The sequence below is a fragment of the Pseudomonas sp. PS02288 genome (genome assembly GCF_029959715.1).
Classification (GTDB): Bacteria; Pseudomonadota; Gammaproteobacteria; order Pseudomonadales; family Pseudomonadaceae; genus Pseudomonas_O; species Pseudomonas_O kuykendallii.
The window spans coordinates 1-22,729 of record NZ_JASCPA010000031.1 but is presented as its reverse complement, the minus strand read 5'-3'; the positions used below and the strand labels follow the sequence as shown (position 1 = coordinate 22,729).

The window sequence follows — 22,729 nt, the reverse complement described above, 5'->3', positions numbered from 1 at the left end:
TGCCGGGCGTTTTTATTTGCATAGGCAAACGCATGACTTCCGATCTTCCCCTGCAAATCCTCGGCGGCATCAGCGCGCGTGAGTTCCTCCGTGACTACTGGCAAAAGAAGCCGCTGCTGATCCGTCAGGCCATTCCCAACTTCGAAAGCCCGCTGTCCCCGGACGAGCTGGCCGGTCTGGCTTTGGAGGAGCAGGTCGAGTCGCGGATGGTCATCGAGGACGGCGAGCGCCCCTGGGAATTGCGCCGCGGCCCGTTCGCCGAGGACGCCTTCCAGAATTTGCCCGAGCGTGACTGGACGCTGCTGGTGCAGGCCGTCGACCAGTTCGTTCCGGAAGTCGCCGAGCTGCGCGAGCACTTCCACTTCCTGCCGAGCTGGCGCATCGACGATGTGATGATCAGCTATGCCGCGCCCGGCGGCGGCGTGGGACCGCATTTCGACAACTACGACGTGTTCCTGCTGCAGGCTCATGGTCAGCGTCGCTGGAAGATCGGGCAGATGTGCGACAGCGACAGCCCGATGCTCGACCATGCCGACCTGCGCATCCTGGCCGGCTTCGACGAGACCGACGACTGGGTCCTGGAGCCCGGCGACATGCTCTACCTGCCCCCGCGGCTGGCGCATTTCGGCACCGCGGTGGATGAGTGCATGACCTATTCCGTGGGTTTCCGCGCCCCCAGCGCTGCCGAAGTGCTGACCCACTTCACCGATTTCCTCGCCCAGTTCCTCCCGGACGAAGACCGTTACAGCGACGCCGACATCGCGCCAGTCAGCGACCCGCACCAGATCCAGATGGACGCCCTGCAGCGCCTCAAATCGCTGCTGGACGAGCACATGGGCGACGAACGCCTCCTGCTCACCTGGTTCGGCCAGTTCATGACCGAGCCGCGTTATCCGGAACTCGTTGCCGGCGAAGAGCTCTCCGAGCGCGATTTTCTCCAGGATCTCGAGGATGGCGCGGTGCTGATCCGCAACCCCAGTGCGCGCATGGCCTGGAGTCAGGTCGATATCGGCCTGCTACTGTTCGCCAGCGGACAGAGCCGTCTGTTGCCCGAGCGTCTGCTGGAGCTGCTGAAGCTGGTCTGCGCCTGCGACGCGCTGCACCAGGAAAACCTTCAGCAATGGCTTGCCGACGACGACGGGCGTAATCTCCTGTGGGAGTTGGTCAAACAGGGAAGTCTGGAGTTTGCCGATGAGTAGCATCCACGTTCGTGTCGCCGACTGGCAGAAGGAAAATGCCGAGCTAAGACGTATCCGCGAAAGCGTGTTCATCGCCGAACAGGCGGTACCGCCGGAGCTGGAATGGGATTCGGACGACGCGAGCGCCGTGCACTTCCTCGCCTTCGAGGGCGACTACCCGATCGGCACCGCGCGGCTGCTGTCCAACGGCCACATCGGCCGGGTGTCGGTGTTGCGCGACTGGCGCGGGCTGAAGGTCGGTGATGCGCTGATGCGCGCCGTACTGACCGAGGCCGAGCGCCTCGGGCTGGCCGAGCAGACGCTCAGTGCGCAGGTACATGCCGCGCCGTTCTACGAGCGCCTGGGCTTCGAGATCGTCAGCAGCGAATACCTCGAGGCCGGCATTCCCCACGTCGACATGGTGCGTCGCAGCCACTGAGGATTCGCATGAACGATGCCCCGGAATTGCCTGATGAGCCGAGCGACCTGCCCGCTATCGAGTTCCAGTCGCCGGGTCGTTTCGATGTGCACAATCCTCTTCCCGACCACCCCGAGGCAGAGCGCTGGGACGCGGCGCCCTTCACACTCAACCAGACCACCGAACTCCAGGCGTTCCGCACGGCAGACGAGGCCCGTTGCCATGCCACCGCGCTTCTGCAGCAGGCGCGCCGCTCCCTGTGCCTGTACAGCAGTGACCTCGAGCCCTGGCTGTACAACCACAGCAGCATCCAAGAAGCCTGCACACGCTTCCTGCTGGCTCATCCGCGGAACCACTTGCGCATCCTCCTGCGTGACTCCGGCCGCGCCGTGAAGGAAGGCCATCGCCTGTTGAACCTCAGCCGGCGCCTGTCGAGCAACTGCCAGATACGCAAGCTGCATCCCGACTACCCCAACGAAGAGTGCGCATACCTTATCGCCGACGACTGCGGGCTGCTGCTGCGTCCCGAGCTCGATCAGTACGCAGGTCACGTCCGTTATCGCGATGTCGCCCAGGTTCGGCTGCGCCAGGCGCAGTTCGACCAGGCATGGAACACCAGCACACTCGATCCCGATCTGCGGAGTTTTCTGCTATGACGCCTCGCACCCTCCTCGTCGCCCTGCTGCTCGCCGCTGCCGTGCCCGCGCAGGCCGCCACCGAGATCATCCAGCTGAACTTCCGCACCGCCGAGGATGTGCTGCCCACCGCGCGCTCGGTGCTCGGTCAGGAAGGCAAGGTGAGTGCTTACGGCAACCAGTTGGTGGTCAACGCGCCGCCGGAGAAGATTCAGGAACTGCGCGGGTTGCTCGGTCAACTGGATACCCAGCCGCGTCGGCTGTTGATCACCGTCGACACCCAGGAAGCCAGCTCGCGCGATGACCGGGGTTACCGGGTGGATGGTTCGGCCAGCGCCGGTGGTGTTTCCGTCGAGAGCGGGCGTGGCGAAGTGAATGGCCGAGACCAGGTGCGGATCATCCGCCACAGTACGGAAAGCCGCGGCGACGAAGTGCAACAGGTGCAGGCAACCGAAGGCTATCCGGCGCTGATCCAGATTGGTCAAAGCGTGCCCCTCACAACGACGAGTACCGGCCCCTACGGACAGGTGTATCAGGACACCCAGTACCGCAACGTCACCCAGGGTTTCTACGTTACCGCCAGCCTGACGGGCGATACCGTGCACCTGAACATCAGCAGCAACCGGGATCGCCTCTCGCAGCGCCAACCCGGCGGCATCGATATCCAGAGCACCGACACCCGCATCAGCGGACGGCTCGGCGAATGGCTGCCGCTGGGTGGCGTGACTCAGGGCAGCCAGGCCGACCAGCGTGGTTTCGTGCAGCGTTATTCGACCCAGGGGCAGGACGACATGACCCTTCGGGTGAAGGTCGAGGCGCTCGACTGATCAGTCATCTTCAGCCTCATCAGACTTTTGTAGTAGCTTTGAAAAAACACTACAAAATCGTTTGACGAACGTTTTTGCCAGGGGCATGATGGCCTCGCTCCCGCTAGCCAGGGGCCTCGAAAGAGGTCTCCCGGAGCGTGCTCAGACCAACCAGTCGAGCCGTTCCGTGTCTGCGCCGCCCACAAGGCAGTTTGACGAGGTTGCGACTGGAACGAAGTCGTCCTGAGGGACGGGGAAGCGCTTAGCGTTAACAACGAGATGGACAGAATGCTTCTGTCGGCGAACCGCCCGATCGGTTCGGACAAGCCCGCCAGAACGCCGCCCGCCCCGCTCGTTCCCCTCCTCAGCACCAACCTCGCCTAGTCGATCCCTCGACGCAGTAGCCCGAGCACCCGAACCCATTGACTTCAGCACACAGGTTTCGAGTGGCAGCGCCCAGCGCTTACCCATTCTCTACTTCGAAAGGATCGACCATGTCCGCTTATCAAAACGACATCAAGGCCGTCGCCGCTCTCAAAGAAAAGGCAGGCAGCAGCTGGAGCGCCATCAACCCCGAATTCGTCGCCCGCATGCGCATCCAGAACCGCTTCAAGACCGGTCTGGACATCGCCAAGTACACCGCCGCGATCATGCGCAAGGACATGGAAGAGTACGACGCAGACTCCTCCGTCTACACCCAGTCGCTGGGCTGCTGGCACGGCTTCATCGGTCAGCAGAAGCTGATTTCGATCAAGAAGCACCTCAAGACCACCAACAAGCGTTATCTCTACCTGTCCGGCTGGATGGTTGCCGCGCTGCGTTCCGAGTTCGGCCCGCTGCCCGACCAGTCCATGCACGAGAAAACCTCGGTAGCTGCGCTGATCGAAGAGCTGTACACCTTCCTGCGCCAGGCCGACGCCCGTGAGCTCGACCTGCTGTTCACTGCCCTGGATGCCGCCCGCGCTGCCGATGACAACGCCAAGGCCAGCGAAATCCAGTCGCAGATCGACAACTACGAGACCCACGTAGTACCCATCATCGCTGACATCGACGCCGGCTTCGGCAACCCGGAAGCCACCTATCTGCTGGCCAAGAAGATGATCGAAGCGGGCGCCTGCTGCATCCAGATCGAAAACCAGGTCTCGGACGAGAAGCAGTGTGGCCACCAGGACGGTAAAGTGACCGTTCCCCATGCCGACTTCCTTGCCAAGATCAACGCGGTTCGCTACGCCTTCCTCGAACTGGGCGTCGACGACGGCGTGATCGTAGCGCGCACCGACTCGCTGGGTGCCGGCCTGACCAAGCAGATCGCCGTGACCAACGAGCCGGGCGACCTTGGCGACCTGTACAACTCGTTCCTCGACTGCGAAGAAATCAGCGCCAGCGAGCTGGGCAATGGCGATGTCGTAATCAAGCGCGAAGGCAAGCTGCTGCGTCCCAAGCGCCTGCCGAGCAACCTCTTCCAGTTCCGCAAAGGCACCGGCGAAGACCGTTGCGTGCTGGACTGCATCACCTCGCTGCAGAACGGCGCCGACCTGCTGTGGATCGAAACCGAGAAGCCGCACGTGGGCCAGATCGCCGCGATGGTCAATCGCATCCGTGAAGTGATCCCGAACGCCAAGCTGGTCTACAACAACAGCCCGTCGTTCAACTGGACGCTGAACTTCCGCCAGCAGGTGTTCGACACCTTCGTCACCGAAGGCAAGGATGTTTCGGCGTACGATCGCGCCAAGCTGATGAGCGTCGAGTACGACGAAACCGAGCTGGCCAAGATCGCCGACGAGAAGATCCGCACCTTCCAGCGCGACGCCGCTGCTGAAGCCGGTATCTTCCACCACCTGATCACCCTGCCGACCTACCACACCGCTGCGCTGTCCACCGACAATCTGGCGAAAGGGTACTTCGCGGACCAGGGCATGCTGGCCTACGTCAAAGGCGTTCAACGTCAGGAAATCCGCCAGGGTATCGCCTGCGTGAAGCACCAGAACATGGCCGGTTCCGACATGGGCGACGCCCACAAGGAGTACTTTGCCGGCGAAGCCGCGCTCAAGGCAGGCGGCAAGGACAACACGATGAATCAGTTCCACTGACGATCGGTTGATCCGCAGGAAATAAAGACGCCCCGGGCTTCAATCCGGGGCGTTTTTTTTGTCCCATTTTTATAGCGCTGCGGCATAATGCCCTACAGCGCCAAGCCCATACGAGGCGTCCGGTCTAGCGTTTCCTTTAATAAGAATTCCTATCAAGAAGCAGCAACAGAACGGATTGTTCGATATTTAATTCCGAGAAAAATTTACTTGAGCCCGGACAAACGCATAAAATCGCGCTCCAAGTCGGAAGACTGAACCTGTGCAAATAATTCAAAAGCCGTCCCAACGAGGAGTCCGGCATGCCTGATGCAGTTTCTACGATGCCTCACAACTGGGCATTTGCCATTTTCTTCCTGGGCGTCTTCGGCCTTTGTGCCTTCATGCTCGGTGTCTCCAGCCTCCTAGGCAGCAAAGCTTTCGGTCACAGCAAGAACGAGCCCTTCGAAGCGGGCGTAGTTCCCACCGGCAATGCGCGCCTGCGCCTGTCTGCAAAATTCTATCTGGTCGCGATGCTCTTCGTGATCTTCGACGTTGAAGCCCTCTTTCTCTTCGCTTGGTCGGTGTCCGTTCGCGAAAGCGGCTGGGCCGGTCTCATAGAAGCTACCGTTTTCATAGCAATTCTGTTGGCAGGTCTTGTCTACCTTTGGCGGATCGGTGCGCTCGATTGGGCTCCCGAAAGCCGTCGCAAGCGGCAGGCGAAGCTAAAACAATGAGGCTTTGGCGATGCAATACAAACTTACTCGGATCGATCCGGATGCGGTCAATGACCAGTATCCAATCGGCCAGCGGGAGACCGTAACCGACCCTGTCGAAGACCAGGTTCATCGCAATATCTACATGGGAAAGCTCGAGGACGTGCTGAATGGCGCGGTCAACTGGGGTCGCAAGAACTCCCTGTGGCCGTACAACTTCGGTTTGTCCTGCTGCTATGTGGAGATGACCACTGCCTTCACTGCCCCCCATGACATCGCCCGGTTCGGTGCTGAAGTAATTCGTGCATCACCGCGCCAGGCCGACTTCATGGTCATCGCCGGTACCTGCTTCATCAAGATGGCGCCCGTCATCCAGCGTCTCTATGAGCAGATGCTCGAGCCCAAGTGGGTCATCTCCATGGGTTCCTGCGCCAATTCCGGCGGTATGTACGATATCTACTCGGTCGTTCAGGGGGTGGACAAGTTCCTGCCTGTGGACGTCTACATACCCGGCTGCCCGCCCCGCCCCGAAGCATTCCTGCAAGGTCTGATGTTGTTGCAGGAATCCATCGGCAAGGAGCGCCGCCCGTTGTCCTGGGTCGTTGGCGATCAAGGCGTTTATCGCGCCGAGATGCCTTCGCAGAAGGAACAGCGCCGCGAACAGCGTATCCAGGTCACCAACCTGCGCAGCCCCGACGACGTGTGAACCCGCGCTTTCCCGAGAAAGCGCACCTTCATACCTGACGTTGACCGATAGCGATCGAGACCATGACTGCAGACAGCGTTCTGTACATCCCGCCTTATAAGGCTGACGACCAAGATATCGTCGTCGAACTGAATGCGCGCTTCGGCGCCGATACTTTCACCGTGCAATCCACCCGCACCGGCATGCCGGTTCTCTGGGTGGCGCGCGAACGGCTGATCGAAGTGCTGACTTTCCTCCGCCAGGCGAGCAAGCCGTACGTGATGTTGTACGACCTCCACGGCATGGACGAACGCCTGCGGACTCACCGTCGTGGCCTGCCGGGCGCCGACTTCAGCGTGTTCTATCACCTGATGTCGCTGGAACGTAACAGCGACATCATGATCAAGGTCGCGCTGTCGGAGAGCGATCTCAGCCTGCCTACCGCCACCGGTATCTGGCCGAACGCCAACTGGTACGAGCGCGAAGTATGGGATCTCTACGGGATCACCTTCCGCGGCCACCCGCATCTGACCCGCCTGCTGATGCCGCCCACCTGGCAAGGCCACCCGCTGCGCAAGGACTATCCGGCGCGCGCCACCGAGTTCGACCCCTACAGCCTGTCCGTTGCCAAGCAGGATCTGGAGCAGGAAGCGCTGCGCTTCAAGCCCGAGGACTGGGGCATGAAGACTCACGGCGAGAACGAGGATTACATGTTCCTCAACCTCGGCCCGAACCACCCTTCGGCGCACGGTGCGTTTCGTATCATCCTGCAGCTGGACGGCGAAGAGATCATCGACTGCGTGCCGGAAATCGGATATCACCACCGCGGCGCGGAAAAGATGGCCGAGCGCCAGTCGTGGCACAGTTTCATTCCCTACACCGACCGCATCGACTACCTGGGCGGGGTGATGAACAACCTCCCCTATGTGCTCTCGGTGGAGAAGCTCGCCGGAATCAGGGTGCCGCAACGGGTCGACGTCATCCGCATCATGATGGCCGAGTTCTTCCGCATCCTTAACCACCTGCTGTACCTGGGCACCTACATCCAGGACGTGGGCGCGATGACTCCGGTGTTCTTCACCTTTACCGACCGCCAGCGCGCCTACAAGGTGGTGGAAGCGATCACCGGGTTCCGCCTGCACCCGGCCTGGTATCGCATCGGCGGGGTCGCCCACGATCTGCCGCGCGGCTGGGATAAGCTGGTCCAGGAGTTCCTCGACTGGATGCCCAAGCGCCTCGACGAGTACGAGAAAGCCGCGCTTCGCAACAGCATCCTGAGGGGGCGCACCATCGGTGTCGCTGCCTACAATACCAAGGAAGCCCTCGAGTGGGGCGTCACCGGTGCCGGCCTGCGTGCCACGGGCTGCGATTTCGACCTGCGCAAGGCGCGCCCCTACTCGGGTTACGAAAACTTCGAGTTCGAAGTGCCGCTGGCCGCAAATGGCGATGCCTACGACCGTTGCATGGTCAAGATGGGCGAAATGCGCGAAAGCCTGCGCATCATCCAGCAGTGCCTGAAGAACATGCCGGAAGGCCCGTACAAGGCCGACCACCCGCTGACCACGCCGCCGCCTAAAGAGCGCACGCTGCAGCACATCGAAACCCTGATCACCCACTTCCTGCAGGTTTCCTGGGGCCCGGTCATGCCGGCCAACGAAGCCTTCCAGATGATCGAGGCGACCAAGGGCATCAACAGTTACTACCTGACGAGCGACGGTAGCACCATGAGCTACCGTACGCGCATCCGGACGCCGAGCTTCGCCCACCTGCAGCAGATTCCTTCGGTGATCCGCGGGAGCATGGTGGCTGACCTGATCGCGTATCTGGGCAGCATCGATTTCGTCATGGCCGACGTGGACCGCTGATATGACTACCACGACTCTCATCCAGTCTGACCGCTTCGTGCTCAGCGAAGCCGAACGTTCTGCCATCGAGCATGAACTGCACCATTACGAAGACTCGCGCGCCGCGTCCATCGAAGCGCTGAAGATCGTCCAGAAGCAGCGCGGCTGGGTACCTGACGGCGCGATTCCGGCGATCGCCGAAATCCTCGGCATTCCCGGTAGCGATGTCGAAGGCGTCGCCACCTTCTATAGCCAGATCTTCCGCCAGCCGGTCGGACGTCACGTGATCCGCGTCTGCGACAGCATGACCTGCTTCGTCGGTGGCCATGAGAGCGTGGTGCAGAGCATTTCCCGCCAATTGGGCATCGGCCTGGGTGAAACCACGCCGGACGGTCGCTTCACGCTGTTGCCCGTCTGCTGCCTGGGCAACTGCGACAAGGCTCCCGCTCTGATGATCGACGACGACACCTTCGGCGGCGTGCAGGCCGACGGCGTCGGCACCCTGCTGGAGAGCTACCCATGAAGAAGCTCACCTCGTTCGGTCCGGCCAACCTGATCGCCCGCAGCGCGGAAACCCATCCACTGACCTGGCGCCTGCGCGATGACGGCGAGCCCGTCTGGCTCGACGAATACCAGCGCAAGGATGGCTACAGCGCCGCCCGCAAGGCCCTTGCCGAAATGGCCCAGGCCGACATCGTGCAAACGGTCAAGGACTCCGGCCTCAAGGGTCGCGGCGGCGCCGGCTTCCCCACCGGCGTGAAGTGGGGGCTGATGCCTGCCGATGAATCCATGAACATCCGCTACCTGCTGTGCAACGCGGATGAGATGGAACCCAACACCTGGAAAGACCGCATGCTCATGGAGCAGCTGCCGCACCTGCTGGTGGAAGGCATGCTGATCAGTGCGCGCGCGCTCAAGGCCTACCGTGGCTATATCTTCCTGCGCGGCGAGTACGTCGACGCGGCCGCCAACCTGAATCGCGCCATCGATGAAGCCAAGGCTGCCGGTCTGCTGGGCAAGAACATCCTCGGCAGCGGCTTCGACTTCGAACTGTTCGTCCACACCGGCGCCGGCCGCTACATCTGCGGCGAAGAAACCGCGCTGATCAACTCGCTCGAAGGCCGACGTGCCAACCCGCGTTCCAAGCCGCCCTTCCCCGCCGCCGTTGGCGTCTGGGGCAAACCAACCTGCGTGAACAACGTCGAGACGCTGTGCAACGTGCCGTCGATCATCGGCAACGGCGTCGACTGGTACAAATCCCTGGCCCGCGAAGGCAGTGAGGACATGGGAACCAAGCTGATGGGTTTCTCCGGCAAGGTGAAGAACCCCGGCCTGTGGGAGCTGCCGTTCGGCATCACCGCACGGGAACTGTTCGAGGATTACGCCGGCGGTATGCGCGACGGCTACACGCTGAAAGCCTGGCAGCCCGGCGGCGCCGGCACCGGCTTCCTGCTGCCCGAGCACCTGGATGCGCAGATGTACGCCGCCGGCATCGGCAAGGTTGGCACCCGTATGGGTACCGGCCTGGCGCTGGCCATCGATGACAGCATCAACATGGTCTCCCTGCTGCGCAACATGGAAGAGTTCTTCGCCCGCGAATCCTGCGGCTGGTGTACCCCGTGCCGTGACGGGCTACCGTGGAGCGTGAAGATCCTGCGTGCCCTGGAACGCAAGCAGGGCACCTCGGAAGACATCGCCACGCTGCTCGGCCTGGTCAATTTCCTCGGCCCCGGCAAGACCTTCTGCGCGCATGCGCCAGGAGCCGTGGAGCCGCTGGGCAGCGCGATCAAGTATTTCCGCGAGGAGTTCGAAGCCGGCGTGGTGCGCGCACCGCAGGAGCCGAAACCTTCGGCGGTGGAGACGCTGCAGTAACGAAACCGATGATGAGTGTCGTGCAGCGGTGGACAGGACGTTGGCAGTCGCCATTTCCCCAGCCGCCCTGCACGGCAGCAAAGAATTCCATTAGCCAAACCCGCTTCGGTGGGTAAAGAAGAAAACCTAGCCATGGCCACTATCCACGTAGACGGCAAAGACTTCGAAGTCGATGGAGCGGACAACCTCTTGCAGGCCTGTCTGTCCCTTGGCCTCGATATCCCCTATTTCTGCTGGCATCCCGCGCTCGGTAGCGTCGGTGCCTGCCGCCAGTGCGCGGTGAAGCAGTACAGCGACGAAAACGACAAGCGCGGACGCATCGTCATGTCGTGCATGACACCCGCCACCGACAACACCTGGATCTCCATCGACGACGATGAATCCAAGGCGTTTCGCGCCAGCGTCGTCGAGTGGCTGATGACCAACCACCCGCACGACTGCCCGGTCTGCGAGGAAGGCGGTCACTGTCACCTGCAGGACATGACGGTGATGACCGGCCACAACCAGCGCCGTTATCGCTTCAGCAAGCGCACCCACCAGAATCAGGAACTCGGCCCGTTCATCGGTCACGAGATGAACCGCTGCATCGCCTGCTACCGCTGCGTGCGTTACTACAAGGACTACGCCGGCGGCACCGACCTGGGCGTCTATGGCGCGCATGACAACGTGTACTTCGGCCGCGTCGAAGACGGCGTTCTGGAAAGCGAGTTCTCCGGCAACCTGGTCGAGGTCTGCCCGACCGGCGTGTTCACCGACAAGACCCACTCCGAGCGCTACAACCGCAAGTGGGACATGCAATTCTCGCCGAGCATCTGCCACGGCTGCTCGAGTGGCTGCAACACCAGCCCGGGCGAGCGCTACGGCGAGATCCGCCGCATCGAGAACCGTTTCAACGGCTCGGTGAACCAGTATTTCCTCTGCGACCGCGGACGCTTCGGCTATGGCTACGTCAACCGCGACGATCGCCCCCGCCAGCCGTTGCTGGAAAGCGGCGCCACCCTGGGCATCGACGCCGCACTGGACAAGGCCGCCGAACTGCTCAAGGGCAAACGCGTGATCGGCATCGGTTCGCCACGCGCCAGCCTGGAAGGCAACTTCGCCCTGCGCGAACTGGTCGGCGCGGAGAACTTCTATTCCGGCATCGCCGCCGGCGAACTGGAAAACATCCGCCTGATTCGCGACATCCTGCAGAACGGCCCGCTGCCGGTTCCGTCGATGCGCGAGATCGAGGAACACGACGCCGTGTTCGTTCTCGGCGAAGACCTGACCCAAACCGCCGCCCGCGTTGCTCTGGCGCTGCGCCAGTCGGTGAAAGGCAAGGCCACGGAAATCGCCGCCTCGATGAAAATCCAGGATTGGCACATGGCGGCGGTGCAGAACGTCGCACAGCACGCGCTCAACCCGCTGTTCATCGCCAGCGTCTCCGCCACCCGTCTCGATGACGTGGCCGAGGAATGCGTACATGCCGCGCCGGACGACCTCGCTCGCCTGGGCTTCGCCGTCGCCCACGCGCTGGATGCCAGCGCGCCGGCGGTGGAAGGTCTCGACAGCGAGGCCGGCGAACTGGTGCAACGCATCGCCGACGCCCTGCTCGCCGCCAAGCGTCCGCTGATCGTCTCCGGCGCCTCCCTGGGCAGCAAGGCACTGATCGAAGCCGCCGGCAACCTCGCCAATGCCCTGAAGAATCGCGGCAAGAACGCCTCCATCAGCCTGGTCGTTCCGGAAGCCAACAGCATGGGCCTGGCCCTGCTCGGCGGCGAGTCGCTGGATGTGGCGCTCGACGCCCTGACGGGTGGCCAGGCGAACGCCGTACTGGTTCTGGAGAACGACCTGTACCGCCGCGCCGAGGCCGCCAAGGTCGACGCCGCGCTGGCGGCAGCCGAGGTCGTCATCGTCGCCGACCACCAGGCGACCGACACGCTGGTGAAGGCCGATCTGGTCCTGCCGGTCGCCAGTTTCGCCGAAGGCGACGGCACCCTGGTCAGCCAGGAAGGTCGCGCCCAGCGCTTCTTCCAGGTCTACGATCCCGCCTACTACGATTCCAACGTGCTGATCCGCGAAGGCTGGCGCTGGTTGCATGCGCTGCACAGCACGCTGCAGGGCAAGGCCGTCGACTGGACTCAGCTGGACGAAGTCACCGCCGCCTGTGCCGGCAGCAACGTGCAACTGGCCGGCATCGTCGACGCCGCACCGAGCGCCTCGTTCCGTATCAAGGGGCTCAAGCTGGCGCGCGAACCGCACCGCTACAGCGGCCGTACTGCCATGCGCGCCAACATCAACGTCAGCGAGCCGCGTGCCCCGCAGGATGTCGACTCGGCCTTCGCCTTCTCCATGGAAGGCTACTCGGGCAGCGCGGAAAACCGTCAGCAGATCCCCTTCGCCTGGTCGCCGGGCTGGAACTCGCCGCAAGCCTGGAACAAGTTCCAGGACGAAGTCGGTGGTCACCTGCGTGCAGGGGACCCAGGCGTGCGCCTGATCGAGGCCAAGGGTGAAAGTCTGCCGTGGTTCAGCGTCGGCTCGGCATTCAATCCGGCGCCGGGCACCTGGCAGGCGGTTCCGCTGCATCACCTGTTCGGCAGCGAGGAAAACTCCTCGCGCTCCGCACCGATCCAGGCGCGCATTCCCCAGCCTTACGTCGCCTTGGCGAAGGCCGAAGCCGACCGCCTGGGCGTCAATGACGGCGCGCTGCTCAGTCTGAGCGTCAACGGCCACGCCCTGCGCCTGCCTCTGCAGGTTCGCGAGGAGCTGGCGATCGGTGTCGTCGGCCTGCCGACTGGCTTGCCGGGCATTCCGCCCTTCGCCGCCGGGGCAGAAGTCACCCTCCTGCAGGAGGCCGCGCAATGAGCTGGCTGACTCCCGAAGTGGTCGACACCCTCATCGCCGTGCTCAAGGCCATCGTCATCCTGCTGGCCGTGGTGGTCAGCGGGGCGCTCCTGAGCTTCGTCGAACGCCGCCTGCTCGGCCTCTGGCAGGACCGTTACGGCCCCAACCGCGTGGGCCCGTTCGGCGCCTTCCAGCTCGGTGCCGATATGGTCAAGATGTTCTTCAAGGAGGACTGGACGCCGCCTTTCGCCGACAAGTTCATCTTCACCCTGGCTCCCGTGGTGGCGATGAGCGCGCTTCTGCTGGCCTTTGCGGTGGTTCCGGTCACGCCGACCTGGGGCGTCGCCGACCTGAACATCGGTTTGCTGTTCTTCTTCGCCATGGCCGGCCTCACCGTGTATGCGGTGCTCTTCGCCGGCTGGTCGAGCAACAACAAGTTCGCCCTGCTCGGCAGCCTGCGCGCCTCGGCGCAGACGGTTTCCTACGAAGTCTTCATGGGCCTCGCGCTGATGGGCATCGTCGCCCAGGTCGGCTCGTTCAACATGCGTGACATCGTCGAATACCAGCACCAGCACCTGTGGTTCATCATTCCGCAGTTCTTCGGCTTCTGTACCTTCTTCATCGCCGGCGTCGCGGTCACCCACCGTCACCCGTTCGATCAGCCGGAAGCCGAGCAGGAACTGGCTGACGGCTACCACATCGAATATGCCGGGATGAAATGGGGCATGTTCTTCGTCGGCGAATACATCGGCATCGTGCTGGTTTCGGCGCTGCTGGTGACGCTGTTCTTCGGCGGCTGGCACGGGCCGTTCCTGGAGACGCTGCCGTGGCTGTCGTTCTTCTACTTCGCCCTGAAAACCGGCTTCTTCATCATGCTTTTCATCCTGCTGCGCGCGGCCATTCCCCGGCCACGCTATGACCAGGTGATGGCCTTCGGCTGGAAGTTCTGCCTGCCGCTGACCCTGTTCAACCTGCTGGTGACCGGCGCTTTGGTGCTGGCCGCGGCCCAGTAAGGAGAAGAATGTGAGATATATCCTCGACGTGCTGCATGGCACCTGGACCCAGTTGCGCAGCCTGGTGATGGTCTTCGGCCACACCTTCCGCAAGCGTGACACCCTGCAATACCCCGAAGAAGCCGTTTACCTCCCACCGCGCTACCGCGGCCGAATCGTGCTGACCCGCGATCCCGATGGCGAGGAGCGCTGCGTGGCCTGCAACCTGTGTGCGGTGGCCTGCCCGGTCGGCTGCATTTCCCTGCAGAAGACCGAGACCGAGGACGGCCGCTGGTATCCGGAGTTCTTCCGCATCAACTTCTCGCGCTGCATTTTCTGTGGCCTGTGCGAAGAGGCCTGCCCGACCACCGCGATCCAGCTCACGCCCGATTTCGAGATGGGCGAGTACAAGCGCCAGGACCTGGTGTACGAGAAGGAAGACTTGTTGATTTCCGGCCCCGGCAAGTATCCGGACTACAACTTCTACCGTGTCGCCGGGATGGCCATCGCCGGCAAGCCGAAAGGCGCCGCGCAGAACGAAGCCGAGCCGATCAACGTGAAAGGTCTGCTGCCATGAAGCGTCTTTCCGTCATCGCGTCCCCTTCCCTCACGTCGTCCGCAGGCCTGTCTGGCCGGACGCCGTGGGCGGTCGTGCCGAGGAGTTTTTGAACATGGAATTCGCTTTCTACCTGTCCGCGGGAGCCGCCGTCGTGGCGACGCTGCGGGTGATCACCAACAGCAACCCGGTGCACGCGCTGCTGTATCTGGTGGTGTCGCTGCTCGCCGTGGCGCTGTGCTTCTTCGCCCTCGGCGCGCCGTTCGCCGGCGCGCTGGAAATCATCGTCTATGCCGGCGCCATCATGGTGCTGTTCGTCTTCGTGGTGATGATGCTCAATCTCGGCCCGGCGGGTGAGGCCCAGGAGCGTATCTGGCTGAAGCCCGGCATGTGGGTCGGCCCGTCGCTGCTCGCCGGCGTACTGCTGCTGCAACTGCTCTGGGCGCTGTTCAAGCAGCCGAGCAATGCGCCGCTGGGGCTCGCCACCGTCGATGCGAAAGCCGTTGGTATCAGCCTGTTCGGCCCCTACCTGCTGGTGGTGGAGCTGGCCTCGATGCTGCTCCTGGCCGCGTTGGTCGCCGCCTACCACCTCGGCCGCCAGGAGGCGAAGGAGTAACGCCATGCAAGCCATTCCCCTCGAACACGGCCTGGCCGTCGCCGGCATTCTGTTCTGCCTCGGTCTCACCGGCCTGATGGTGCGGCGCAATATTCTGTTCGTGCTGATGAGCCTGGAGATCATGATGAACGCCGCCGCACTGGCATTCATCGTCGCGGGTAGCCGCTGGCAACAGGCCGATGGCCAGGTGATGTTCATCCTGGTGATCACCCTGGCAGCCGCCGAAGCCTCCATTGGCCTGGCGATCCTGCTGCAGCTCTATCGCCGCTTCCATACCCTCGATGTCGACGCTGCCAGCGAGATGCGCGGATGAACCTACTATTCCTCACCTTCGTCTTCCCGCTGATCGGCTTCCTTCTGCTGTCGTTCTCCCGCGGTCGCTTCTCGGAGAACCTGTCGGCACTGATCGGCGTGGGTTCCGTCGGCCTCTCGGCGCTCACCAGCGCCTGGGTCATCCTGCAGTTCCACACCAACCCGCCCGCCGATGGAGTGTTTAACCAGTTGCTCTGGCAGTGGATGAGCGTCGACGGCTTCGCGCCGAACTTCGCCCTGCACCTGGATGGCCTGTCGGTGACCATGCTCGGCGTGGTGACCGGCGTCGGCTTCCTGATCCACCTGTTCGCGTCCTGGTACATGCGCGGCGAGACCGGCTATTCCCGCTTCTTCGCCTATACCAACCTGTTCATCGCCAGCATGCTGTTCCTGGTTCTCGGCGATAACCTGCTGTTCCTCTATTTCGGCTGGGAAGGCGTGGGCCTGTGCAGCTACCTGCTGATCGGCTTCTATTACAGCGAACGCAAGAACGGCAACGCGGCGCTCAAGGCGTTCATCGTCACCCGCATCGGTGACGTGTTCCTCGCCTTCGGCCTGTTCATTCTGGTGGTCCAGCTGGGCACCCTGAACATTCAGGAGCTGCTGGTGCTGGCGCCGCAGAAGTTCTCCGTCGGTGATCCGTGGATCGTCATGGCGACTCTGGCGCTGCTCGGGGGGGCGGTCGGCAAGTCCGCTCAGCTGCCGCTGCAGACCTGGCTGGCCGATGCGATGGCCGGCCCGACTCCGGTTTCGGCACTGATCCACGCGGCGACCATGGTCACCGCCGGCGTCTATCTGATCGCACGTACCAATGGCCTGTTCCTGCTGGCACCGGAAGTTCTCCATCTGGTCGGTGTCGTCGGCGCCGTGACCCTGGTGCTGGCCGGTTTCGCCGCCCTGGTGCAGACCGATATCAAACGCATCCTCGCCTACTCGACCATGAGCCAGCTGGGCTACATGTTCCTCGCGCTGGGCGTCGGTGCCTGGGATGCGGCGATCTTCCACCTGATGACCCACGCGTTCTTCAAGGCCCTGCTGTTCCTCGCTTCCGGTGCGGTGATCGTTGCCTGCCACCACGAGCAGAACATCTTCAACATGGGCGGGCTGTGGAAGAAGCTGCCGCTGGCCTATGCCAGCTTCATTGTTGGCGGTTCGGCGCTGGCCGCCCTGCCGCTGGTGACCGCGGGCTTCTACTCGAAGGACGAGATTCTCTGGGAAGCCTTCGCCAGCGGCCACCAATGGCTGCTCTATGCAGGCCTTGCCGGCGCTTTCCTCACTTCGATCTATACCTTCCGGCTGATCTTCATCGCCTTCCATGGCGAAGCGAAGACCGAGGCGCACGCCGGCCATGGCGTTTCCCACTGGCTGCCGCTGGGCACGCTGATTGTGCTGTCCACCTTCATCGGCGCATTGATCACGCCGCCGCTGGCTGGTGTGCTTCCGGAAAGCGCCGGCCATGCCGGCGGCGACGCCAAGCACAGTCTGGAAATCGCCTCCGGAGCCATCGCCATCGCCGGGATCCTGCTCGCCGCACTGCTGTTCCTGGGTAAACGGCGTCTGGTCGGTGTAATCGCCGCCAGCGCACCCGGCCGCTTCCTTGGCGCCTGGTGGTATGCCGCCTGGGGTTTCGACTGGCTTTACGACAAGCTCTTCGTGCAACCGTACCTGCTGCTGGCCCGCCTGCTCGCGCGCGACCCGATCGACTCAGGCATCGGCCTTGTCCCGCGCCTGGCGCGCGGTGGCAACGGACTGATGAGCCGCACCGAAAACGGCCAGCTGCGCTGGTATGCCCTCTCCATCGTTGGCGGAGCCGTGCTGTTGCTCGGCGTCGTTCTGCTCTGAAATTGCGCAAGGAATCGAACCCGTCATGATTCTGCCTTGGCTAATCCTGATTCCCTTCATCGGCGGCTTCCTGTGTCTGGTAGCCGAGCGTTACAGCAATACGCTGCCGCGCTGGATCGCCATGCTCACCATGTCCCTGGAGCTCGTCCTGAGCCTCTGGCTGTGGCACACCGGAAACTTCCAGTTGGCTCCCGCTCCGGGCGCTGATCCGACATGGACCATGGAGTTCAAGCACGTCTGGATCCAGCGCTTCGGCATCAACCTGCACCTGGCGCTGGACGGCCTGTCGCTGCTGATGATCCTGCTCACCGGCCTGCTCGGCATTCTTTCCGTGCTTTGCTCGTGGAACGAGATCCAGCGTCACGTCGGCTTCTTCCACCTGAACCTGATGTGGATTCTCGGCGGCGTGGTCGGCGTGTTCCTCGCGCTCGACCTGTTCCTGTTCTTCTTCTTCTGGGAAATGATGCTGGTGCCGATGTATTTCCTCATCGCGCTCTGGGGTCATAGCGCGACCGATGGGAAGATGTCGCGGATCAACGCCGCGACCAAGTTCTTCATCTTCACCCAGGCCAGCGGCCTGATCATGCTGGTGGCAATTCTCGGCCTGGTGCTGGTCAACTATGACAACACCGGCGTGATCACCTTCGACTACAGCCAACTGCTCAAGGCCGACCTGGCACCGGGTACCGAGTACATCCTGATGCTCGGCTTCTTCATCGCCTTCGCGGTTAAGTTGCCCGTCGTGCCGCTGCACTCCTGGCTGCCGGATGCCCACGCCCAGGCCCCCACGGCCGGCTCCGTCGACCTCGCTGGTATCCTGCTGAAGACGGCGGCCTACGGTCTGCTGCGCTTCGCCCTGCCGCTGTTCCCCAACGCCTCGGCCGAATTCGCGCCGATCGCGATGACCCTGGGTCTCATCGGCATCTTCTACGGCGCCATCCTGTCGTTCGCGCAGACCGACATCAAACGCCTGGTCGCCTATTCCAGCGTGTCGCACATGGGCTTCGTGCTGATCGGCATCTACTCCGGCAGCCAGCAAGCCCTGCAGGGCGTCGTCGTGCAGATGCTTGCCCACGGACTGTCCGCGGCGGCGCTGTTCATCCTCTGCGGCCAGCTCTACGAGCGCCTGCATACCCGTGACATGCGTCAGATGGGTGGGCTCTGGGCCAGGGTTCCCTACCTGCCGGCGCTCAGCCTGTTCTTCGCCTCGGCGTCGCTGGGTCTTCCGGGAACGGGCAACTTCGTCGGCGAGTTCCTGATCCTGGTCGGCGCCTTCGCCAGCCAGCCGATCATCGTGGTCATCGCCACGTTCGGCCTGGTGTTCGCCTCGGTCTACTCGCTGATCATGATCCACCGCGCCTACTTCGGCCCCTCCAGGGCGGACAGCGTGCTGGCCGGCATGAACGGCCGTGAGCTGGGCATGGTGCTCGGCCTGGCCGTACTGCTGGTCCTGCTCGGCGTTTACCCGCAACCGGTGCTGGATGTCTCGTCCGCCAGCATGCAGGGCGTCCAGCAATGGCTGGGTGCCGCCCTTTCCCAACTCGTTTTGGCCCGGTAGCCGTTATGGAAAGTCACGCCTTGGAACTCACTTCGCAACACTTCATCGCCCTGCTACCGCTGCTGGTTACTTGCGCCACCATCGTCGTGGTGATGCTCGCCATTGCCTGGAAGCGCAATCACAGCCTCACCTTCGTCCTGTCGGTGGTCGGCCTCAACCTCGCGCTGCTGTCGATTATCCCGGCGCTGCGCGTAGCGCCGCTGCAGGTCACCGGGCTGATTCAGGTCGACGCGTTCGCCTGCTTCTACATGGCCCTGATCCTGATCTCCGCGCTGGCCTGCACGACGCTCGCGCATGCCTATCTCGGCGAGAAGACCGGCCCCGGCTATCCGGGCAACCGCGAAGAGCTGTACCTGCTGATGCTGCTGTCCGCCGCTGGCGGTCTGGTACTGGTCAGTACGCAGCACCTCGCCGGACTGTTCATCGGTCTGGAGCTGCTCTCGGTGCCGGTCTACGGCATGGTCGCCTACGCCTTTTTCAACAAGCGTTCGCTGGAAGCCGGCATCAAGTACATGGTGCTGTCCGCCGCTGGGTCGGCGTTCCTGCTGTTCGGCATGGCGCTGCTGTACGCGCAATCCGGCAGCCTGAGCTTCCAGGGCATCGGCCAGTCGCTGGCAGCAGGCGCTGCACAGCTTCCGTTGGTGCAGATCGGCGTCGGCATGATGCTAATCGGGCTGGCCTTCAAGCTGTCGCTGGTCCCGTTCCACCTGTGGACGCCGGACGTCTATGAAGGCGCCCCTGCCCCGGTCGCGGCCTATCTGGCGACTGCCAGCAAGGTCGCGGTGTTCGCCGTGCTGCTGCGCCTCTACCAGATATCTCCGGCAACCGCGGGCGGCTGGCTGAACGACGGACTGACGATGATCGCCATCGCCTCGATCCTCATCGGCAACCTCCTGGCCCTGCTGCAATCGAACCTCAAGCGTCTGCTCGGCTACTCGTCCATCGCTCACTTCGGCTATCTGCTGGTGGCGCTGATCGCCAGCAAGGGCGTCGCCGTCGAAGCCATCGGCGTGTACCTGGCGACCTACACCGTCACCAGTATCGGCGCTTTCGGGGTGATCACGCTGATGTCGAGCCCGTTCCAGGGTCGCGATGCCGACGCCCTGTACGAATACCGCGGCCTGTTCTGGCGTCGTCCGTACCTGACCGCCGTGATGACCGTGATGATGCTGTCGCTGGCGGGTATCCCGCTCACTGCCGGTTTCATCGGCAAGTTCTACGTCATCGCCGTGGGTGTCGAAGCCAAGCTCTGGTGGCAACTGGCGGCGCTGGTTGTCGGCAGCGGCATCGGCGTCTACTACTACCTGCGGGTGATGGTCACGCTGTTCATGATCCAGCCGAACCTGCGTCGCCACGATGCCCCGTTCAACTGGGGCCAGCGCGCCGGCGGCATCATGCTGGTGTTGATCGCGGCATTGGCATTCGTCCTCGGCGTTTATCCGCAGCCGCTGCTGGAGCTGGTCCAGGGCGCCGGGCTCTGACCTGAAAGCCAAAGAAAGAGCCGCATCAGCGGCTCTTTTCGTTTCTGCAATCTGCAATCGATAAAAAGGGCCGCAAATGCGGCCCTCTGCTTATCGGCAACCCGACTCATCCTAGGTGATGGACCTCCGCGCGCTTGAACACCTCGGTATCCAGCCCCTCGTAACGCGCCTTGAGTTGCAGGGCGAGGTACAGGGAATAGTGGCGTGATTGGTGCAGGTTGCCACCGTGAAACCAGAGATTTTCCTGCTGGGTTGGCTTCCACATGTTGCGTAGTTCACCCTCGTAAGGGCCGGGGTCCTTGCCAGTGCCCGAGCCCAGGCCCCAGCAGCGCCCGACCCGGTCGGCAACTTCCTGAGAAATCAGCTGCGCGGCCCAGCCGTTCATCGAGCCGTAGCCGGTGGCGTAGACGATTAGGTCCGCCGGCAGGCGCGTGCCGTCGTTGAGCAGCACGGCATCCTCCTCGATACGTTCGACACCCAGGCCCGGCGCGCTCTTCAGCTTGATGGTTCCATTGGCGATCAGTTCGCAGGCGCCCACGTCGATGTAGTAGCCCGAGCCACGGCGGACGTACTTCATGAATAGTCCGGAGTCGTCGTCGCCGAAGTCGAGCATGAAGCCGGCAGCGGCCAGGCGCTCGTAAAACGCCTTGTCGCGCTCGCGTACCTGCTCGAAGACCTTGCGGTGAAATTCCGGCATCACCTTGTACGGGATGGAAGCGAACAGCATGTCGGCCTTGTCGGTGGTCAGGCCCTGCTCCAGCGCATCCTCCGAATACAGCGGCCCGAACACCAACTCCATCAGCGATTCCGAACGCACGATGTGCGTCGAGGAGCGCTGCACCATGGTCACCTCGGCGCCGTTCTCTACCAGGTCGGCGCAAATGTCGTGTGCCGAGTTGTTGGCGCCGATCACCACGGCCTTCTTGCCACGCCAGGCATCACCCCCCGGGTGCCGACTGGAATGGTGCTGCTGCCCCGCGAAACGCTCGGCGCCTGGATACCGCGGGATGTTCGGCACGCCGGACATCCCGGTGGCCAGGATCAGCTGGGTCGGCTGCAGGGTGATGGGCGCCCCGTCACGGCGCACCTCCACCGTCCAGCGGCCTACGTCCTCGTCGTAATTCGCCTTCACGCACTCGGTTTTCGTCCAGTAGTTGAGTTCCATGACCTTGCTGTACATCTCCAGCCAGTCGCCGATCTGGTCCTTTGGCGTGAACACGGGCCAATGCTCGGGAAACGGCAGATACGGCAGATGGTCGTACCAGACCGGGTCGTGCAGGCATAGCGACTTGTAACGCCCGCGCCACTGATCGCCGGGGCGCTCGGCCTTGTCGACGATAAGCGTTGGCACACCCAGACGCTTGAGTCGCGCGGCCAGGCCGAGCCCGCCCTGGCCGCCGCCGATGATCAGGCAATACGGCTGCTCGGTGATACCCAGACTGGCCTCCTCGTCGCGTCGCCGTTCCGCCCAGTTGCGGCCATCGGCATGGCCATGACCGTGCTGCGCGCCGAGCGGCCGGCGGCGCCCGCTCGGCTCCTCGAAACCCTTCAGTTCGCGCATTGCGGTGAGCAGCGTCCAGCAGCGACCGTCCTTCAGACGCACATAGCCCTTGCCGCGCGCCACCTCGGTTTCCAGCGATATCCAGCCTTCCAGCACACCATCGGCCTGGCTCGCTTCGCCTTCGAGGCGCCAGTGGTCCGGAGCGGTGCGCGTCAGGCATTCCTCGAGCATTTCGCGAATCGCGGCCTTGCCCTCCAGGGTCACCAGGTTCCAGGAGAACAGCACGAGGTCGCGCCAGTGACAATCGTCGGCGAAAAGCTCCAGCGCACCGTCGATGTCGCGTGCGGCCAGGCGCGCCGCCAGTGTTTCGATCCAGGCGGCCAACTCGCTGGTGGGTGTCTGCAGGGTGATGGGATCGACAGGTACATTCATGCGAGGTCTCTCCTCCGGGGCATTCTTGTCATGCGCAGCTCCGTCCCCGGAATAGGCGGGGCCACGTTGAGGGAAAGCGCGGTGCGGCTCAGAAGAAGCCCAGCGGGTTGGTGTCGTAGCTGACCAGCAGGTTCTTGGTCTGCTGGTAGTGATCGAGCATCATCTTGTGCGTCTCGCGGCCGACGCCGGACTTCTTGTAGCCGCCGAACGCGGCGTGCGCCGGGTACAGGTGGTAGCAGTTGGTCCACACGCGACCGGCCTTGATCGCACGGCCCATGCGGTAGGCGCGGTTGATGTCGCGCGTCCACAGCCCGGCGCCCAGGCCGAACTCGGTGTCGTTGGCGATCGCCAGGGCTTCGGCTTCGTCCTTGAAGGTGGTGATGCTCACCACCGGAC

At 63.2% G+C, this 22,729-nt stretch carries 20 protein-coding genes; 18 read left to right on the top strand and 2 right to left on the bottom strand.

All coding sequences use genetic code 11. The features are described 5' to 3' along the window. Window positions 1-32 precede the first annotated feature (32 nt). The 18 genes from QMX85_RS13530 (at window position 33) to nuoN (ending at window position 20,400) form a co-directional block, all read left to right on the top strand. Window positions 33-1,199: a cupin domain-containing protein gene (locus tag QMX85_RS13530; protein WP_282341665.1), complete on the top strand. Its 1,167-nt coding sequence runs from the start codon at window positions 33-35 to the stop codon at window positions 1,197-1,199. After that, entirely contained in the window at window positions 1,192-1,617 is a 426-nt protein-coding gene (locus QMX85_RS13525; protein ID WP_282341662.1) for a GNAT family N-acetyltransferase, read from the top strand. Before QMX85_RS13530 ends, QMX85_RS13525 begins: the two co-directional genes overlap by 8 nt. An 8-nt stretch (window positions 1,618-1,625) precedes the next feature. Beyond that, entirely contained in the window at window positions 1,626-2,252 is a 627-nt protein-coding gene (locus QMX85_RS13520) for a histone acetyltransferase HPA2 (protein ID WP_282341660.1), read from the top strand. Beyond that, window positions 2,249-3,058 (top strand): secretin N-terminal domain-containing protein, encoded by an 810-nt coding sequence (locus QMX85_RS13515; RefSeq protein WP_282341658.1) that lies wholly within the window; start codon window positions 2,249-2,251, stop codon window positions 3,056-3,058. Before QMX85_RS13520 ends, QMX85_RS13515 begins: the two co-directional genes overlap by 4 nt. Window positions 3,059-3,531: 473 nt before the next feature. After that, window positions 3,532-5,127, top strand: a complete 1,596-nt coding sequence (locus QMX85_RS13510; RefSeq protein ID WP_282341657.1) for an isocitrate lyase — start codon at window positions 3,532-3,534, stop codon at window positions 5,125-5,127. A 299-nt stretch (window positions 5,128-5,426) separates the two neighbouring features. Continuing rightward, window positions 5,427-5,840 carry an NADH-quinone oxidoreductase subunit A gene (locus QMX85_RS13505; protein WP_090230945.1) on the top strand — a complete coding sequence of 138 codons (414 nt, stop codon included), beginning with the start codon at window positions 5,427-5,429 and terminating at the stop codon, window positions 5,838-5,840. Between the two features lie 10 nt (window positions 5,841-5,850). Beyond that, on the top strand, window positions 5,851-6,525 hold the full coding sequence (locus QMX85_RS13500) for an NADH-quinone oxidoreductase subunit B (protein WP_090230946.1): 675 nt from the start codon (window positions 5,851-5,853) through the stop codon (window positions 6,523-6,525). A gap of 62 nt (window positions 6,526-6,587) precedes the next feature. Then, the gene (gene nuoC / locus QMX85_RS13495) at window positions 6,588-8,369 is read left to right on the top strand and encodes an NADH-quinone oxidoreductase subunit C/D (protein ID WP_282341653.1); all 1,782 of its coding nucleotides are present in this window, start codon (window positions 6,588-6,590) and stop codon (window positions 8,367-8,369) included. A gap of 1 nt (window position 8,370) precedes the next feature. Next, the gene (gene nuoE / locus QMX85_RS13490) at window positions 8,371-8,871 is read left to right on the top strand and encodes an NADH-quinone oxidoreductase subunit NuoE (protein ID WP_282341652.1); all 501 of its coding nucleotides are present in this window, start codon (window positions 8,371-8,373) and stop codon (window positions 8,869-8,871) included. Further along, window positions 8,868-10,220 (top strand): NADH-quinone oxidoreductase subunit NuoF, encoded by a 1,353-nt coding sequence (nuoF, locus tag QMX85_RS13485; protein ID WP_273230594.1) that lies wholly within the window; start codon window positions 8,868-8,870, stop codon window positions 10,218-10,220. The genes nuoE and nuoF overlap by 4 nt, the downstream gene beginning before the upstream one ends. A gap of 132 nt (window positions 10,221-10,352) precedes the next feature. Then, window positions 10,353-13,064: an NADH-quinone oxidoreductase subunit NuoG gene (gene nuoG / locus QMX85_RS13480; RefSeq protein WP_282341650.1), complete on the top strand. Its 2,712-nt coding sequence runs from the start codon at window positions 10,353-10,355 to the stop codon at window positions 13,062-13,064. Further along, window positions 13,061-14,056, top strand: coding sequence for an NADH-quinone oxidoreductase subunit NuoH (gene nuoH, locus QMX85_RS13475; RefSeq protein WP_282341648.1), 996 nt, complete (start codon window positions 13,061-13,063; stop codon window positions 14,054-14,056). The genes nuoG and nuoH overlap by 4 nt, the downstream gene beginning before the upstream one ends. Window positions 14,057-14,066: 10 nt before the next feature. Beyond that, window positions 14,067-14,612 (top strand): NADH-quinone oxidoreductase subunit NuoI, encoded by a 546-nt coding sequence (gene nuoI, locus QMX85_RS13470; protein WP_282341646.1) that lies wholly within the window; start codon window positions 14,067-14,069, stop codon window positions 14,610-14,612. A 94-nt stretch (window positions 14,613-14,706) separates the two neighbouring features. Next, complete coding sequence (gene nuoJ, locus QMX85_RS13465) at window positions 14,707-15,207, top strand: NADH-quinone oxidoreductase subunit J (protein WP_282341645.1); 501 nt, start codon at window positions 14,707-14,709, stop codon at window positions 15,205-15,207. Between the two features lie 4 nt (window positions 15,208-15,211). Beyond that, window positions 15,212-15,520, top strand: coding sequence for an NADH-quinone oxidoreductase subunit NuoK (nuoK, locus tag QMX85_RS13460; protein ID WP_273230589.1), 309 nt, complete (start codon window positions 15,212-15,214; stop codon window positions 15,518-15,520). Further along, window positions 15,517-17,361 carry an NADH-quinone oxidoreductase subunit L gene (nuoL, locus tag QMX85_RS13455; protein WP_282341643.1) on the top strand — a complete coding sequence of 615 codons (1,845 nt, stop codon included), beginning with the start codon at window positions 15,517-15,519 and terminating at the stop codon, window positions 17,359-17,361. The genes nuoK and nuoL overlap by 4 nt, the downstream gene beginning before the upstream one ends. Before the next feature lie 25 nt (window positions 17,362-17,386). Beyond that, window positions 17,387-18,919 (top strand): NADH-quinone oxidoreductase subunit M, encoded by a 1,533-nt coding sequence (gene nuoM / locus QMX85_RS13450; protein ID WP_282341641.1) that lies wholly within the window; start codon window positions 17,387-17,389, stop codon window positions 18,917-18,919. A gap of 20 nt (window positions 18,920-18,939) precedes the next feature. Continuing rightward, complete coding sequence (nuoN, locus tag QMX85_RS13445; protein ID WP_282341640.1) at window positions 18,940-20,400, top strand: NADH-quinone oxidoreductase subunit NuoN; 1,461 nt, start codon at window positions 18,940-18,942, stop codon at window positions 20,398-20,400. 106 nt (window positions 20,401-20,506) lie between these two features. Here the strand turns inward: nuoN and QMX85_RS13440 are convergent, their stop codons facing one another. Then, window positions 20,507-22,333 carry an NAD(P)/FAD-dependent oxidoreductase gene (locus QMX85_RS13440; protein WP_282341638.1) on the bottom strand — a complete coding sequence of 609 codons (1,827 nt, stop codon included), beginning with the start codon at window positions 22,331-22,333 and terminating at the stop codon, window positions 20,507-20,509. An 88-nt stretch (window positions 22,334-22,421) separates the two neighbouring features. Beyond that, window positions 22,422-22,729: aldehyde dehydrogenase family protein (locus tag QMX85_RS13435; RefSeq protein ID WP_282341636.1), on the bottom strand; the 308-nt coding region annotated here is incomplete at its 5' end.